We start from the raw sequence: 13,920 nt of genomic DNA, 5'->3' as shown, positions 1-13,920 counted from the left end.
AGGTCGATCCGTCTCGCTCGAACTGCTCAGGCAGCAGCCTCGACCGGGACGATGTTCACGGTCTTGCGACCGCGCTTGGTGCCGAACTCGACCGCACCGGGCGCCAACGCGAACAGCGTGTCGTCCTTGCCGCGGCCGACGTTGACGCCGGGGTGGAACTTGGTGCCGCGCTGGCGGATCAGGATCTCGCCGGCCTTGACGACCTGACCGCCGAACCGCTTGACCCCCAGGTACTGGGGGTTCGAGTCACGGCCGTTGCGGGAGCTGGACGCACCCTTCTTGTGTGCCATGGCTAGTCAGATCCTCACTTACCGGTGATGCCGGTGACCTCGACGCGGGTCAGCTTCTGGCGGTGACCCTGGCGCTTGTGGTAGCCGGTCTTGTTCTTGAACTTGTGGATGCGGATCTTGGGGCCCTTGGTCTGCTCGACGACCTTGCCGGTCACCGAGAACTTCGCCAGGGCGTCCGCCGCGGAGGTGACGTCATCGCCGTCCACAACGAGGAGCGGCGCCGCGAAGGTGATCTCGGTGTCCGGCTCGCCTTCGAGCTTCTCGACCTCGATGACGTCGCCGACAGCCACCTTGTACTGCTTGCCGCCGGTCTTGACGATCGCGTACATCGGGACGGAAGTCTCCTGCTACTCGACGGGACGGGATCGCGCGCGCCTCGGCCGCACTGGCTGGCGAGCTGGGCTTCACGCGACTGGGCCCACCGGACGGCGGGCCGTGTATCAGGTTACGTGGCGGTGCACGGCGTGGTCAAACCGGGGTCGGCGAACCCCGTTCGCCCTGGTCAGGACCACACCGCAGGCGGGCGCGCACACGCCGAACCGCTGCTCGGCCAGGCCGGGCAGCGGTTCGGCGCGCGGTGCTCTCGTCAGCTCTCCTTGACCGCGCCCAGGGGCGGGCCGGCGGGCCTGGAGGCGGCGCGGCGGGCCGTGCGGCGACGCGTGGTCACCACCGGCGGGGTGGGCTGGCCGTTGAGCGGCTGGTCGGCCGAGGGCTCGGGCCGCGCCGGCCGGGTCGGTTCGACCTGGGCGGGCGGCTGGGGCTCCGGCTGGACGGGCTGCGCCGTCGGCGCGGCCGTGGGCTCCGCCTCGGTGGTGGGCTCGGCGGTCCGGGCCACCGGGGTGATCCGGCCGGTCTTGACCGGCGCGGTCGACGGCGCCGGCTCGGCGGCCGGGGCAGCGGCGGGCTCGACGGTCGCGGCCGCCGGGGCGATCCGACCCGTCTTGACCGGCGCGGGCTCGGCGGTCTCGACCGGCGGAGCGATCCGACCGGTCTCGACCGGCGCGGGCTCGGCGACGGCCGCGGCAGGGCTCGTCGTGGCGGGCTCGGCGGTCCCGGCCGCCCGGGTGACCCGACGCGTCCTGGCCGGCGAGGCCACCGGTGCGGGCTCGGCGGCCGTGTCCGCGACCGGCTCGGCTGCGACCGGCTCGGCCGGGGCAACGGGAGTCGAGGCGGCAGGGGCCGGGGCGGGCTCGTCGCCGTGCTTGACCACGGCACCGGCTTCGCGGCGGGCCCGGCGGCGTTGGCGGCGGTCGCGCTTCGGGGTCTCCGGCGCGGCTTCCTCCTCCACCACGGCGGCCACGGGATCTTCCGAGGTCGGCTGCTCGGCGATCGCCTCCGGCTCCTCGGTCGGCTCCACGGTCTGCTCGGCCACCGGCTCGGGGGCCTCCGCGTGCTTCGCGCGGCGCGACTTGCGGCCACCGCCCTGCTGCTGCTGCTGCTGTTGCTGCTGGCCACCGCCGTTGCCGCTGCCGTTGCCGTTGCCGTGCGCGTGCATCGGCTCGGTCGTCACGACCAGGCCACGCCCGCGGCAGTGCTCGCAGGTGGTGGAGAACGCCTCCAGCAGGCCCGTGCCGACCCGCTTGCGGGTCATCTGCACCAGGCCCAGCGACGTCACCTCCGCCACCTGGTGGCGGGTGCGGTCGCGGCCGAGGCACTCGGTCAACCGGCGCAGCACCAGGTCGCGGTTCGACTCCAGCACCATGTCGATGAAGTCGATGACGATGATGCCGCCGATGTCGCGCAACCTGAGCTGGCGGACGATCTCCTCGGCCGCCTCCAGGTTGTTCCGGGTCACCGTCTCCTCGAGGTTTCCACCCGATCCGGTGAACTTGCCGGTGTTGACGTCGATGACCGTCATCGCCTCGGTGCGGTCGATGACCAGGTAGCCGCCCGACGGCAGCCAGACCTTGCGGTCCAGCGCCTTGAGCAGCTGCTCGTCGATGCGGTACTCGGTGAACGCGTCGCTGTTGCCCACGTGCTTGCGCAACCGTTCCTGCAGGTCCGGCGCGACGTGCCGCACGTAGCCGTCGATGGTCTCCCACGCGTCCGAGCCCTGGACGACGAGCGCCGAGAAGTCCTCGGTGAACAGGTCGCGCACGACCTTCACCAGCAGGTCCGGCTCTTCGTACAGCAGCTGGGGCGCCTGGGCCTTGGGCGTGTCGGCCTTGTCCTTGATGACCTGCCACTGCGCTTGCAGGCGGGTCACGTCGCGGGCCAGCTCCTCCTCGGCGATGCCCTCCGAGGCGGTGCGGATGATGACGCCCGCGTCCTCGGGGACGACGCGCTTGAGGATGTCCTTGAGGCGCTTGCGCTCGTTGTCGGGCAGCTTGCGGCTGATGCCGGTCGCGCCGCCGCCGGGCACGTACACCAGGAAGCGGCCGGGCAGGCTGATCTGGGTGGTCAACCGGGCGCCCTTGTGGCCGACCGGGTCCTTGGTGACCTGCACCAGGACGCTGTCGCCGGTCGACAGGGCCTGCTCGATCTTGCGGGCCTTGCCCTCCAGGCCGGCCGCGTCCCAGTCGACCTCGCCCGCGTACAGCACCGCGTTGCGGCCGCGACCGATGTCGATGAACGCCGCCTCCATCGAGGGCAGCACGTTCTGCACCCGACCGAGGTAGACGTTGCCGACCAGCGAACCGCTGCCCGACGAGGTCACGAAGTGCTCGACCAGGACGCCGTCCTCGAGCACGCCGATCTGCGTGCGGTCGCCGCGCTCGCGCACCACCATCGTGCGCTCCACGGCCTCGCGGCGGGCCAGGAACTCGGCCTCCGACAGCACGGGGGCACGGCGGCGACCGGCCTCGCGGCCGTCCCGGCGGCGCTGGCGCTTGGCCTCCAGCCGGGTCGACCCGCGGACGCTGCGCACCTCGCTCTGCGCGGCCTCGGAGTCGGCCTTGTCGTCCCGGGCGTCGCGGGCGGGCTCGCGGACGTGCACGACCGTGTTCGGCGGGTCGTCCTCGCTCGGCGCGGCCTCTTCCTCGGCGCCGGTCTTGCGCCGGCGGCGACGCCGACGGCGGCGGCTGCCCGCGCCCTCCTCGTCGGCCGACGGCTCGTCGGCGGCCTCGGCCTCGGACTCGGCTTCGGCGACCTCGGCCTCCTCCTCGCCGTGCTCGTCCTCGCCGTTGTCCTCGCCGACGCCCTTGCCGCGACCGCGGCCACGCCGACCACGACGGCGGCGGCGGCGGCCTTCGCCCTCGTCGCCGGCGTCGTCGGCGGCTGCGTGCTCGTCGGTCTCGTCCTCGTTGTCGTCGAGGTCGTCGTCCCGGCTGACCGGGACGTCCTTGACCACCGGGGTCGGCGGCAGGAACACCGCGGACGGCGGCGCGAACAGCGGCACCAGCGGCGCGACCTCGCGGGCCACCGCCACCGGTTCCTCGGTCTGCTCGTCCACCTCGCCGGTGACGATGTCGTCCCAGCCCAGCAGGCTCTCGGCGACCTTGAGCGCGAGGTCTCGGCTCACGCTCGACTGCGCGCCCTTCACCGTCTCGCCCAGGTCGGCGAGGGCGGCCACCACGTCCTTGCTGCTCGCGCCGAGCAGCTTGGCCAGCGCGTGCACCCGCAGCTTGGCGGGCAGATCCGCCAGGTCCGGGTGTCCGGGTGTGGCGCTACCCCCGCCGGCGGGGCCGGCAGGCTTTTCCGTGTTCGACAATGCAGCTCCTCCGCCCCCGGGCGCGTCGGAATCGACGCGGCCGCGCAGGGGCCTCTCTTGTCCACTCACCGCCGCGGCTGGCGGCGGGAATCCTTGCCTCGCGCTGTGGCGCCCACCCGTGGGGCACGCGGCACAGCAGGTCCCATAACTGCTTCGACGACGCCGTCAGCGCCGCGCCGATCACCGCCCGGTCAGACCTCCGCCGCCCTGTCCAGGGCAAGCGGGTCGACCAGGCCGCCTTCATCGTCCAGCCGCCCCTGCGCCATCCGGGTCGCCTTCGCGGGGACCGGCGGAACCAGGTCGGCGACGACTCGGAGCGCGCTCAGCACGTCGTCGGGTCTCACGGTAGGTGTTGTCTGCCGTACGACCGTCATGAGTATCCCACACGGCTGTGACAAATCTCGTGCATCGTGTCCCGCATCGCTCGAATGCGCGTCCGCGGGAGCCCCGACCTCGGCCGACACGATCGCCGGCCGCACGTCCACGATCTTCTTCCCATCCTTGGTCAGCCGCTCGACCTGCACGGATTCCGACGCCATCAGCGCGGCCACGGCTTCGGTCAGTTCTTCGGGCGACACGCCGGGCAGCTCCACCCGCCACGCGCTCGCCTCGATCCGCTCGGGCAGCGCGCCGCCGGCCGACTGGACGACCTCCAGCACGTCGAGGCCGGGCGGCAGCACGGCGTCCAGCGCGGTCCGCAGCGCTTCGGGGTCGACCGGGTCGACGACGGACACCTCGACGTACTCGGCCTCGCTCGCCACGCCGGTGGGCGCCGCGCCCACCCATGACACCTTCGGGTGAGGATTGAAGCCCTGGGAATAAGCCATGGGTACGCCCGCACGACGCAGCGCGCGCTCGAAGGTGCGGGCGATGTCACGGTGTGACGTGAACCGCAGCCGACCGCGTTTGGCGTAGCGCAGTCGCAGCTTCTGCACGGGTGCGGCCGACGGGTTGGGCTGCTGCTGGCGGCTCAGTGCTACTCCCCTTGGGTGCGGGTGGCCCGCCACGGGGATGAGCACCCCAACGGTCCACGCTCCTACTCCACGAGGACGGTACCTTGGACCTGTTCGGCACCGTTGCGCTTGTCTGCTCCGCCCCGTCTGGCTACGGTCCGGCAGCAGCAGTCCGATCGACGGTTCGCCGGAAGTCGGACCGACGGCTCCCCCGTCACCGGTCCAGCCCTGGAGGTCCCCCGTGCCTCTGCACCGCCGCGTCCAAGCGGTCGCGGTCAGCGCGGCCCTGCTCGCGACCGGGTGCTTCTCGGCGACCTCGGCCGCGGCCGAGCCCGAGCAGCCCGCGACCGCGGTCGACTGCGTCCAACCCGGCCCCACGCTGCGCTACCTGGTCGTGTTCACCCCGGGCACCAGCGCGCCGCTGGCCGACGCGCAGATCGCCGCCGCGTGCGGCACGACCGCCCACTACTACCCCGAGATCGCCGTGGCCGTGGCCGTCTCGCCGGACCCCCGGTTCGGCCGGCGCATCGGCCCGGACCGGGCCTACAGCGCGCAGGCCGACGGCCTGTCCAGGCGCAACGGCGCGCCGGCCCGGCAGACGAAGAAGGACGACGAGGTCACCGGGGCGCGCGCCGCGGGCGGCACGGCGGACCGCACGGCCGAGCAGTGGGACATGGACCTGATCCGGGCGGCCGAGGCGCACGCGATCAGCAAGGGCAGCCGGGACGTGGTGGTCGGCGTGCTCGACTCGGGCATCGACCCGACGCACCCCGACCTGGTCGGCGCGCTGGACCCGGCGCTGTCCGCCGGCTGCACGACCGGGGTGGCCGACCCGTCGCCCGCGGCGTGGGCGCCGACGACGTCCGGCCACGGCACGCACGTGGCGGGCACCATCGCGGCGGCCGACGACGGCATGGGCACGACGGGCGTGGCGCCGGGCGTGCGGATCGCGTCGGTGAAGGTCGTGGACGACGCCGGGTTCATCTACCCCGAGTACGCGGTGTGCGGGTTCATGTGGGCCGCCGAACGGGGCATGACCATCACCAACAACAGCTACTTCATCGACCCGTGGGTGTTCACCTGCCAGGACGAGCAGGGCCAGTCGGTGGTCTACGAGGCGGTGCGGCGGGCGGTCGAGCACGCGTCCGGGCGCGGTGTGCTGACGGTGGCGGCGACGGGCAACGCGGCGGCCGACCTGACCAAGCCGGGCCGTGACGCGATGAGCCCGACCAACGCCGCGCCGGAGGACGTCAAGCCGCGGCCGGTGGACAACACGTGCCTGGTGCTGCCGGCGCAGCTGCGCAACGTGGTGGCCGTGTCGTCGGTGGGCGCGGACAAGGTGAAGGCCGGGTACAGCTCCTACGGGCTGGGCGCGGTGGACGTGACCGCGCCGGGCGGCGACCGCAGGCAGTCGCCCGACGACGGGCAGGGTGGCTGCGTGCTGTCGACCGTGCCGGCGGCCGGGTACGACTACTCGTGCGGCACGTCGATGGCCGCGCCGCACGTCAGCGGGGTGGCGGCGCTGCTGGCGTCCGCGCACCCCGGCGCGTCCGCGCTGGACCTGTCGAAGATGCTCAACGCGCGGGCGGAGCGGCTGCCGTGCCCGGCGGACTACGACCTCAACGGCACGGGCGTGCAGGACGCGTTCTGCACGGGCCACTCGGAGTACAACGGCTTCTACGGCCACGGCCTGGTCGACGCGCTGGCCGCGGTGCGGGACTAGGTCGGCGGCCTGCCACGCGGGGAGGCCGCCAGTGCGCCGTCAGCGCCGGTGAAGAGGGTCCCGCGTCCACACCGCCATCAACGTCTGGCTGCGCGACCCGGAAAACACGAGCCGTGGTGGGCCGGCTTGACCAACCTCGCCACCATGGCGGCTTTCGACCCCGAGTCGGACCTCGGTGACGACCTCGCGTCCCCTTTGTTGATCAACTCGCCGGTGACGTTGTTCTGAACGCGACCTCCACCGCGACATGGCCGTCGCACTCGGGTTCCCGACTACCACGGCTCCAGCTTCGACTCCTTCAACGACTGCGTGCGGGACGTGGTGAACCAGGACTACGGCTGGGCACCGAACACGTCCGGCTCAGATCACGCTCGACACCCTGGCCGACCACTCCCGCAGCGCCGCCCTCTTCGGCCGCCGCCTCCTGTGCCTGGTGCAGAGCGACGATCCGGACATCCGGTTCGCGCCCGTCGGCGCCACACCGGTGACGTGGAACGACGCCGAGTGGCTGGACTCCGAGCGTCGCCCGACCGAGGACTGATGCTCCACCTGCACCGCGGACACGTGCGGCCGCTCGCGTCTGCCCGATGCGCGCGCTCTGGTCGACGTCGCCGAGGCCCGTCCCTGAGCCGTCAGCCCTTGGTCAACGTCGGGTTGCGCACCGGCGAGCCCTTGCCGACCGGGGAGATCGGCAGCAGCGTCCGACCGGTCGGCCCGACCTCGATGTCGGTGCCCATGGCCGGGCACACGCCGCAGTCGAAGCACGGCGTCCAGCGGCAGTCGTCCTGCTCGCGCTCGTCCAGCGCGTCCTGCCAGTCCGCCCAGAGCCACTCCTTGTCCAAGCCCGAGTCCAGGTGGTCCCAGGGCAGGACTTCCAGCTCCTCGCGCTCCCGCGTGGTGAACCAGGCCAGGTCCACGCCCAACGGGGTCAGCTCCGCCTCGGCCGCCCGGACCCAGCGGTCGTAGGAGAAGTGCTCGGACCAGCCGTCGAACCGGCCGCCCTCGCGCCACACCCGCTCGATGACCCTGCCGATGCGCCGGTCGCCGCGCGAGAGCAGCCCTTCGATCAGGGACGGCTTGCCGTCGTGGTAGCGCATGCCGATGTTGCGGCCCAGCGCGCGGTCGGAGTTCACCGCGTCACGCAGCTTCTTCAACCGGTCGTCCACCGTGTCCGGGTCGCACTGCGCGGCCCACTGGAACGGGGTGTGCGGCTTGGGCACGAACCCGCCGATGGAGATCGTGCAGCGGATGTCCTTGCGGCCGGAGACCTCGCGGCCCGCGCGGATGACGTTCTTGGCCATCTCGGCGATCTGCAGCACGTCGTCGTCGGTCTCGGTGGGCAGGCCGCACATGAAGTACAGCTTCACCTGCCGCCAGCCCGCGCTGAACGCCGCGCTGACCGTGCGGATGAGGTCGTCCTCCGACACCATCTTGTTGATCACGCGGCGGAGGCGTTCGCTGCCGCCCTCCGGGGCGAACGTGAGGCCCGAGCGGCGGCCGTTGCGGGACAGCTCGTTGGCCAGGTCGATGTTGAACGCGTCCACCCGGGTCGACGGCAGCGACAGGCTGGTGTTCGTGCCCTCGTAGCGGTCGGCGAGGCCCTTGGTGATCTCGGCGATCTCCGAGTGGTCCGCGCTGGACAGCGACAGCAGGCCGACCTCCTCGAACCCGGTCGCCTCCAGGCCGCGCTGCACCATCGCGCCGATGCCCTCGATGGACCGCTCGCGCACCGGGCGGGTGATCATGCCCGCCTGGCAGAACCGGCAGCCGCGCGTGCAGCCGCGGAAGATCTCCACGCTCATCCGCTCGTGCACGCTCTCCGCGAGCGGCACCAGCGGCTGCTTCGGGTACGGCCACGCGTCGAGGTCCATCGTGGTCCGCTTGAACACCCGGTACGGCACCCGCTCGCGGTTGGGCACCACGCGCTGGATGCGGCCGTCGGGCAGGTACTCCACGTCGTAGAACCGGGGCACGTACACGCCGCCGGTCTCGGCGAGCCTGGTCAGGATCTCGTCACGCCCGCCGGGGCGGCCCTCGGCCTTCCACGCGCGGACGAGGTCGGTGATCTCCAGGACGGCTTCCTCGCCGTCACCGAGGACGGCCGCGTCCACGAACGGCGAGATCGGCTCCGGGTTGAACGCCGCGTGCCCGCCCGCCACCACGATCGGGTGGTCATCGGTGCGGTCGGCGGCGTGGATCGGGATGCCGGCCAGGTCGAGCGCGTTGAGCAGGTTCGTGTAGCCCAGCTCGGTCGCGAAGCTCACGCCGAGCAGGTCGAACGCGCCGACCGGCCGGTGCGAGTCCACGGTGAACTGCGGCACGCCGTGCTCGCGCATCAGCCGCTCGAGGTCGGGCCACACCGCGTAGGTCCGCTCGGCCAGCACGTCCGGCTGCTCGTTGAGGACCTCGTAGAGGATCATGACGCCCTGGTTGGGCAGCCCGACCTCGTAGGCGTCCGGGTACATCAGCGCCCACCGCACCGCGGCGGCGTCCCAGTCCTTGACGGTGGCGTTGAGTTCCCCGCCGACGTACTGCACCGGCTTGGACACCCTCGGCAGCAGGGGTTCCAGGGCGGGGAAAACCGACTCGACACTCACGTCGACCAGGGTAACGGGAGTGCCTACGGGCATCAGAACAGCGGTCCGGTGATGGTGAGGCCCAGTTCGGAGCCGGGGCCCGCGTACAGGCCGAAGAACATCAACGCGCCGCCCGCCAGGGCCAAGTCCTTGTTGAACTGGATCATCTCCATCTGCCTGGCCTGCGGGTCGGTCTCCTTCCAGAAGTTGTGCATGAGGAACGCCGTGGGCAGCAGGAACAGCACCAGCAGCAGCGCGCCGAGATCCGCCCACACACCCAGGAGCAGCATCAACCCGCCGATGGCCATCAGCACACCGCTGCCGAACGTGGCGGCCTTGGCCGACGGGACGCCCTTGGACGCCGCGTAACCGGCCATCGCCGCCGTCTGCGTGAGGTGCCCCATCGCCGAGCCGAAGAACAGGAGCACGAACAGGATGCGGCCGATGAGTGCGATGACGTCCATGACGACCTCCGGTGCTCGGGGTCCGTCCAGTGTTGGACCAGGTCAGGTCAGCAGCAACTTGCCGAGCCTGCGCGCGGCGACCACCACCCCGACGACCGCCATCACGGCGAAGTACGCGACGTGCGCCAACGCGCCCCAGCCGACGTACCCCGTGGTCAGCGCCCTCATCAGCTCGATCGCGTGGTACAGCGGCGTCCACTGCACCACGGCCTGCAACCAGCCCGGGTAGACCGACAGCGGGTAGAACGTGGTCGAGAACAGGAACAGCGGCATCACGGCCAGTTGCACCAGGTCGAAGTCGTGCCACGAGCGCATGAACGTGGCCGCGGCCATGCCCACCGCCGCGAACGCCAGCGCGACCAGCAGGCAGGCGGGCAGGGCGAGCAGCGCCCACGGCGAGCCGACCAGCCCGAACCCGAGCATGACCACGATGAAGCCCGCCGAGTAAAGGCCGCCGCGGATCAGGCACCACGTGGCCTCCCCCACGGCGATGTCGACCGGGCCGAGCGGGGTGGCCAGCACGGCGTCGTAGGTCTTGGCGTACTTGAACTTGAAGAACAAGTTGAACGTCGCCTCGAACACCGCGCCGTTCATCGCCGAGGCGGCCAGCAGCGCGGGCGCGACGAACGCGGCGTACGACATGGGACCGGCGGGGCCCTCGACGGTGGTGACGAGCTGCCCCAGGCCGTAGCCGAGCGAGAACAGGAAGAACAGCGGCTCGAAGAAGCCGGAGAGCACCGACATCCAGGCCCGGGTGCTGACCAGGTACGACCGTTCGACCAGGACGTGCGCGCGGCCCGCGTACAGGCCCGGCGGGACCAGCCGCAGCAGCAGGCCCGCGCCGGTGCGCGAGGCGAACGGCCTGCTCGGCGCGGCCACGTCGGCGGTGGAGGTCTCGTTGGTCATACGGCCAGCCTCCGGCGGAAGTAGCGGCGGCCCAGGACCACGCCGAGCGCGACCAGGGCGGACAGGTAGGCGACGTGGCCCAGGGCGGGCAGCAGGCGCAGGGTGCCGAACGTCGCGCCGCGGGCCAGCTCGATGCCGTGCCAGACCGGGGTGAGCCAGGCCAGCGGGTGCACCCAGCCGGGCAGTTGGCTCAACGGGAAGAACCCGCCGGTGAACAGGGTCATCGGCATCACCAGGAAGCGGAAGACCGCGTTGAACGAGTCCGGCTTCTCCCTGGTGGCGGCGAAGGCGACCACGGGCGCGCTGAACGCCATGCCCGCCAGCGTGGCGAACGGCACGGCCAGCACCGCCGACGGGCTGGTGATCGCCCCCAGGGCCGCGGCGATGGCGAGGAACACCGCGGTGCCCGACGCCAGGCGCAACGCGATCCACAGCAACTGGCCGTGCAGCACCTGCGCCGGCGTGACCGGGGTGGACACCATCGCCAGGTACGTGCGCTGCCACTTGAACGACGAGAACACCGCCCACGTCGACTCGAAGACGGCGTTCTGCACGGCGGTGATGACCAGCAGCGCCGGTGCCAGGTACACCAGGTACGGGTGGCCGCCGGTGGCCGCGCCCTCGCGCACCTGCGAGCCGAACCCGACGCCCATGGCCAGCAGGAACAGCACGGGTTGCAGGAAGTTCGAGATCACCGTGGCCCGCCAGTTGCGGCGGTACCAGGTCCACTGGTGCTCCACGGCGATCAGCGCGGCCCGCCACGGGCCCAGGACGTGCGCGTCCACCTCAGTCCACCAACGTCCGGCCGGTCAGGCGCAGGAACACGTCCTCCAACGTGCTGCGGCGCACCAGGCTGGACACCGGCCGCACGCCCCGCGCGTGCGCCGCCGCCAGCGCCGCCTCGCCGTCGGGGGTGTAGAGCAGCACCCGGTCGGGCAGCACCTCGACCCGTTCGGCCAGGTCGCGCACCTGGTCGCCGCTCTGCTCACCCGGTGGGAACCGCAGCTCCAGCACCTCCCTCGTCGAGTAGCGGCGGATCAGCTCCGACGGCGAGCCCTCGGCCGCGATCCGGCCGCCGTCCATCACCACCAGCCGGTCGCACAACTGCTCGGCCTCGTCCATGTAGTGCGTGGTGATGATCAGCGTGACGCCGGACTGCTTGAGCCGGAACAACCGGTCCCACAGCAGGTGGCGGGCCTGCGGATCCAGTCCCGTGGTCGGTTCGTCGAGCAGCAGCAGGTCGGGGTCGTTGACCAGGGAGCGGGCGATGGTGAGCCGCCGCTTCATGCCGCCCGACAGGGGCTCCACCTCGGCGTCGGCGCGGTCGCTGAGCTGGGCGAACTCCATCAGCTCGACGGCCTTCTCCCGCACCGCCGACCGGGACAGGCCGAAGTAGCGGCCGTAGACCTGGAGGTTCTGCCGGACGGTCAGCTCGGTGTCGAGGTTGTCCTGCTGCGGCACCACGCCGATGCGGGAGCGGATCCGCGGGCCGTCGGTGTCCGGGTCCAGGCCCAGCACGCGCAGCTCGCCGCCCGTGCGCGGGGACACGCACGACACCATCCGCATGGTCGAGGACTTGCCCGCGCCGTTGGGGCCCAGGAAGCCGAACGCCTCGCCCTTGCTCACCTCCACGTCGATGCCCCGGACGGCTTCGAAGGAGCCGAAGCGCTTGGTCAGGCCCCTGGCGTGGACGAGGGTGGAGGTCACGTTCGTCACGTTAGCGGCGAGGTCCGACATTCTCGGAACCGTTTTAGGGTGGCGCGGTGGAGATCGACCTGAGCTGGCCCACCGAGGCCGACGAACGCCTCCGGGCCGAGGTGCACGAGGTGCTGCACGCCGTGGTGGCCGCCGGCGGCGCGATCGGCTGGAAGGCCCCGCCGGGGCGCGCCGAGACCGACGCGTGGCTGGACGGCGTGCTCGCGTCGCCCCGTGACGGTGCGCTCGTCGTGGCGCGCGTGGACGGCGTGCTGCGCGGCACGGCGACGTGGAAGCGGTCCGAGAGCGAGGTCTTCGAGCACATGGCCGAGGTGCGGCGGGTGACCGCGCACCCGGCCGCCCGCGGCCTGGGGCTGGGCGCGCGGCTGGTGGGCGCGGTGATCGAGCACGCCCGCGCGGCCGGGTTGGAGATGCTGACGCTCGGCGTGCGCGGCAACAACCACGGCGCGATCCAGCTGTACGAGAGCCTGGGCTTCCGCGAGTGGGGCCGCCTGCCGAACGTGATCGCGGTGGGCGACTTCCGGTTCGACGACGTGCGCATGTACCTGCCGTTGGGCCACCGCGAGGGCGTCGTGCTGCACGGCTCCGCGCCGGGAGGTCTGGGCTCGTCGCCCGCGCGCCCTTCTCTCAGCCGGAGCTAGGACGTCAGGTCAGGGTGGTCTGGGCCCAGCCCGACGTGCCGCCGAGAGCTGCCGCGGCCTTGCCGACGTCACCGGTCGCCACGGACTGGCCCACCACGGCGTCGTAGCCCTCCAAGCCGCTCTCGTGCTCGACCACCCGGGCGACCCGGTAGGCCCGCGTCATGATCGGCAGCGCCGCCGGTCCCGGGTAGCGGTAGGTGATGTCGATGGAGGCCGACTCGCCGTCGTAGTCGAGCATCAGGCTGCCGGCGGGTCCGTACCAGCAGAGGTTCAGGCTGTAGCGGAACTCTTCGAGCTCGACGCGGTCGGCGTCCTCCGACACCCGCCGCGTGATCCGGTCCCAGGCCGCGCGGTGGTCGGCCGTGAGGTTCATGGGCGTCGGCTCGGCGTCCGCGTCGTAGGCGGCGTTGAGCTCGTCCAACGTCTCCAGGAACGTCCGGCCCGGGCGGACCCGTTGGAACAGGATCGTGTAGGTCACCGCCCGAAGACTACGGCCCGGACCTCGTGAGGCCCGGGCCGCGGCGGTTCACGCCTCGTCAGAGGTTCGGGAACCAGAGCTTGATCTCGCGCTCGGCCGACTCCGGCGAGTCCGAGCCGTGGACCAGGTTGAACTGGACCTCCAGGCCGAAGTCGCCGCGGATCGTGCCGGGCGTGGCCTTCTCGACCGGGTCGGTGCCGCCGGCCAACTGGCGGAACGCCGAGATCGCCCGCGTGCCCTCGACCACCATCGCGACCAGCGGGCCGCCGGTGATGAACTCGACCAGGTCGGCGAAGAACGGCTTGCCGTCGTGCTCGGCGTAGTGCTGCTCGGCGGTCGCGCGGTCCACGGTGCGCAGTTCCAGCGCGGCCAGGTGCAGGCCCTTGCGCTCGATGCGGGAGATGACCTCGCCGACCAGGCCGCGGCTGACGCCGTCGGGCTTGACCAGGACCAGGGTGCGCTCGCTCACGGCGGTCAGTACTCCTTCGTACGGGATTGTGCAACTCGGTAAAGGGTAGCCGGAG

The 13,920-nt window shown here is 72.0% G+C and carries 13 protein-coding genes; 2 read left to right on the top strand and 11 right to left on the bottom strand.

Annotated features, from left to right (window positions below):
- Positions 1 to 26 precede the first annotated feature (26 nt).
- From rpmA to LZG04_RS02090, 4 genes are all read right to left on the bottom strand, one after another.
- A complete protein-coding gene (gene rpmA / locus LZG04_RS02105) occupies positions 27 to 290 on the bottom strand; it encodes a 50S ribosomal protein L27 (RefSeq protein ID WP_073889563.1) in 264 nt (87 codons plus the stop codon).
- 14 nt (positions 291 to 304) lie between these two features.
- A complete protein-coding gene (gene rplU, locus LZG04_RS02100; RefSeq protein WP_053722830.1) occupies positions 305 to 619 on the bottom strand; it encodes a 50S ribosomal protein L21 in 315 nt (104 codons plus the stop codon).
- Between the two features lie 257 nt (positions 620 to 876).
- Complete coding sequence (locus LZG04_RS02095; protein WP_233812532.1) at positions 877 to 3,939, bottom strand: translation initiation factor IF-2 N-terminal domain-containing protein; 3,063 nt, start codon at positions 3,937 to 3,939, stop codon at positions 877 to 879.
- 191 nt (positions 3,940 to 4,130) lie between these two features.
- Positions 4,131 to 4,874, bottom strand: coding sequence for a TIGR03936 family radical SAM-associated protein (locus LZG04_RS02090; protein ID WP_233812531.1), 744 nt, complete (start codon positions 4,872 to 4,874; stop codon positions 4,131 to 4,133).
- 259 nt (positions 4,875 to 5,133) lie between these two features.
- On the opposite strand from LZG04_RS02090, the gene LZG04_RS02085 reads away from it, so the two are divergent.
- Positions 5,134 to 6,615, top strand: a complete 1,482-nt coding sequence (locus LZG04_RS02085; RefSeq protein WP_233812530.1) for a S8 family serine peptidase — start codon at positions 5,134 to 5,136, stop codon at positions 6,613 to 6,615.
- A 632-nt stretch (positions 6,616 to 7,247) separates the two neighbouring features.
- Here the strand turns inward: LZG04_RS02085 and LZG04_RS02080 are convergent.
- The 5 genes from LZG04_RS02080 to LZG04_RS02060 are packed head-to-tail and all read right to left on the bottom strand — an operon-like array spanning position 7,248 to position 12,298.
- A complete protein-coding gene (locus tag LZG04_RS02080) occupies positions 7,248 to 9,212 on the bottom strand; it encodes a TIGR03960 family B12-binding radical SAM protein (protein WP_233812529.1) in 1,965 nt (654 codons plus the stop codon).
- Positions 9,213 to 9,244: 32 nt separating this feature from the next.
- Positions 9,245 to 9,655, bottom strand: coding sequence for a DoxX family protein (locus LZG04_RS02075; RefSeq protein WP_233812528.1), 411 nt, complete (start codon positions 9,653 to 9,655; stop codon positions 9,245 to 9,247).
- Positions 9,656 to 9,697: 42 nt separating this feature from the next.
- Positions 9,698 to 10,561 carry an ABC transporter permease gene (locus LZG04_RS02070; protein WP_233812527.1) on the bottom strand — a complete coding sequence of 288 codons (864 nt, stop codon included), beginning with the start codon at positions 10,559 to 10,561 and terminating at the stop codon, positions 9,698 to 9,700.
- Positions 10,558 to 11,346 (bottom strand): ABC transporter permease, encoded by a 789-nt coding sequence (locus LZG04_RS02065; RefSeq protein ID WP_233812526.1) that lies wholly within the window; start codon positions 11,344 to 11,346, stop codon positions 10,558 to 10,560. Before LZG04_RS02065 ends, LZG04_RS02070 begins: the two co-directional genes overlap by 4 nt.
- Position 11,347: 1 nt before the next feature.
- Positions 11,348 to 12,298: an ABC transporter ATP-binding protein gene (locus tag LZG04_RS02060; RefSeq protein ID WP_233812525.1), complete on the bottom strand. Its 951-nt coding sequence runs from the start codon at positions 12,296 to 12,298 to the stop codon at positions 11,348 to 11,350.
- Between the two features lie 26 nt (positions 12,299 to 12,324).
- Between LZG04_RS02060 and LZG04_RS02055 the strand changes: the two genes are divergently transcribed.
- Entirely contained in the window at positions 12,325 to 12,918 is a 594-nt protein-coding gene (locus LZG04_RS02055; protein WP_233812524.1) for a GNAT family N-acetyltransferase, read from the top strand.
- 4 nt (positions 12,919 to 12,922) lie between these two features.
- On the opposite strand, the gene LZG04_RS02050 is transcribed toward LZG04_RS02055, so the two are convergent.
- Both LZG04_RS02050 and ndk read right to left on the bottom strand, forming a co-directional pair.
- Complete coding sequence (locus tag LZG04_RS02050; protein WP_233812523.1) at positions 12,923 to 13,396, bottom strand: hypothetical protein; 474 nt, start codon at positions 13,394 to 13,396, stop codon at positions 12,923 to 12,925.
- Between the two features lie 58 nt (positions 13,397 to 13,454).
- Positions 13,455 to 13,865 carry a nucleoside-diphosphate kinase gene (gene ndk / locus LZG04_RS02045; RefSeq protein ID WP_233812522.1) on the bottom strand — a complete coding sequence of 137 codons (411 nt, stop codon included), beginning with the start codon at positions 13,863 to 13,865 and terminating at the stop codon, positions 13,455 to 13,457.
- Between the last annotated feature and the right edge of the window lie 55 nt (positions 13,866 to 13,920).

Origin of the sequence: Saccharothrix sp. S26 (assembly GCF_021390395.1) — a bacterium.
In the GTDB taxonomy this organism is placed as follows: Bacteria; Actinomycetota; Actinomycetes; order Mycobacteriales; family Pseudonocardiaceae; genus Actinosynnema.
The sequence above is the reverse complement of the archived record's forward strand: the minus strand, read 5'-3'. Positions and strand labels throughout refer to the sequence as shown.

Coding starts and splice junctions, on each gene's coding strand:
- LZG04_RS02060 (WP_233812525.1), bottom strand. CDS start 12,298: ATGTCGGACCTCGCCGCTAACGTGACGAACGTGACCTCCACCCTCGTC.
- rplU (WP_053722830.1), bottom strand. CDS start 619: ATGTACGCGATCGTCAAGACCGGCGGCAAGCAGTACAAGGTGGCTGTC.
- rpmA (WP_073889563.1), bottom strand. CDS start 290: ATGGCACACAAGAAGGGTGCGTCCAGCTCCCGCAACGGCCGTGACTCG.
- LZG04_RS02070 (WP_233812527.1), bottom strand. CDS start 10,561: ATGACCAACGAGACCTCCACCGCCGACGTGGCCGCGCCGAGCAGGCCG.
- LZG04_RS02075 (WP_233812528.1), bottom strand. CDS start 9,655: ATGGACGTCATCGCACTCATCGGCCGCATCCTGTTCGTGCTCCTGTTC.